The organism is Actinomycetota bacterium (assembly GCA_030017835.1).
GTDB lineage: Bacteria > Actinomycetota > Aquicultoria > UBA3085 > Oleimmundimicrobiaceae > Yes70-04.
On record JASEGU010000064.1, the window covers coordinates 1 to 1,585 of the forward strand.

Sequence of the window (1,585 nt, forward strand, 5' to 3'; positions counted from 1 at the left end):
CAGTTGCAGGGCCAGCACGCAGATAAAAACATGGGCGAGGATGCGCTTTTCCGTCCAGTGATAGACCGGGCGAAGCAGCAGAGTGCTCTTGAGCGCTCTCCAGCCCCTTTCGATCTCGGCAAGCTCCTTGTATCGGCTCACCACCTCTTCAGCGGCAAGGGTCATGTCCGTGGTCTCCAGCAAAAGCATTCCGCTGATTGTCCTTTCCCAGGCCAGAGCCTTCTGGTTCTTTTTTCCGGTCACTTTCCCGTCAGCAAGGCCCAGTTCATAAAGCGAGAGCAGGTTTTTGTCTCTCAAATAATCCCGGATGCGGTCATATGTCCCCTGGACAGTAGGTTTTCGCCCTCTCTTTGCAGGCTTGGCAAGGCTGTTTGTCTGCTTTTTGATCCAGGCATCTGCCTTTTGCAGGCGCTCTGTGCGGGATTGCTCAACCTCGCGGGAGATTGCAGGAGACCAGGCAAGCACAAAGCGCACCCCTTCCCGGCGCTGCTCTAAAAACTGCTCCTGTTCGCTTGTTCTGTCTAAACCTTTGCCGATCTCGCCTATCACCTCGGCAGCCAGGGCATTGCGGCGAAGGGGATGGGCCACGATGAACCCGAGATTTTCATCAAGCAGGGTTTCAAGATTACCATCAGAGAGCATCCCCCTGTCGCCCACAAAAACCGTGCGCGTAAGGGCAAACCGCTCCTTCAAATCCTTCACCACTCCGGCAACAGTGGTTTTATCAACCGTGTTCCCGTCAAAAACATGATGGCACAAGGGAATGCCGCTTCTGCTCATCACCATGCCGATGACTATCTGGCGGCGGTCAGGCCGGTGGTCCCGGCTGTAGCCGTAACGGCGGAAATCATCTTCCGCAAGAGATTTGTCCCCCTCAAAATAGGTGGAGGTTATATCGTAGAAAACCAGATCCGGCGGGGCTTCATCTTCAAGCAGACATTTGGCGATGAGCGGCTCTGCTTTGTCCTTTGCTTCGCCAAGCCTGTCCATGGCGCGCAAAAGATGATGGTAGGAGGGCTTTTCGCTCATGGGGCAATGGACAGATTCAAGCCAGTCAAGAAGCGCCAGCTTGCTGCACGGATCGCAGAGCCTGTTGATGACCAGCAGGCGCACAAACTCGACCACAGGAAAGGAAGCCGCACCAGCAATGCCTGCATCTTCGAGGGCCTGTGACAGCCCAAGGGCTTCCCAAACCCTTTGCGCCACATGCACATGGCCAAAATGCCTGGCGTTAAGCAGTTGAGGCTGAACACCCTCTTGCGGCACAACTCCGGCAGCCTTGAGCAGACCATTGCCCAGGTTGCGGATGTTATCCAGCCCAAGCTTGTCCAAAGGCCCAAGGTTGGCAATAACCCTGTTACGCGGAGCCCCGCCCTTTGCCGGATCGCGGTAGCTCTCGCATATCTGTACCGAGGTATAAACCTTGCCCCGCTGCCGCTGCTTGTGAATTCGTATAAACATAGCCTACAAATAGCATACTAATATTATCATGTCAAGCATTTTATTGCATATTTTATACACTACAAAGCCGAGACGCAAAAAAACATATCGACTTACTTATCAAGCAGTTAAGGCAGTTTTATAG

1 protein-coding gene is annotated in these 1,585 nt (G+C 53.6%); it reads right to left on the bottom strand.

The window, feature by feature from the left end; genetic code table 11:
• On the bottom strand, positions 1 to 1,332 hold a 1,332-nt coding region (locus QMD53_07165; GenBank protein ID MDI6800414.1), incomplete at its 3' end, for an IS1634 family transposase.
• Positions 1,333 to 1,585 lie beyond the last annotated feature (253 nt).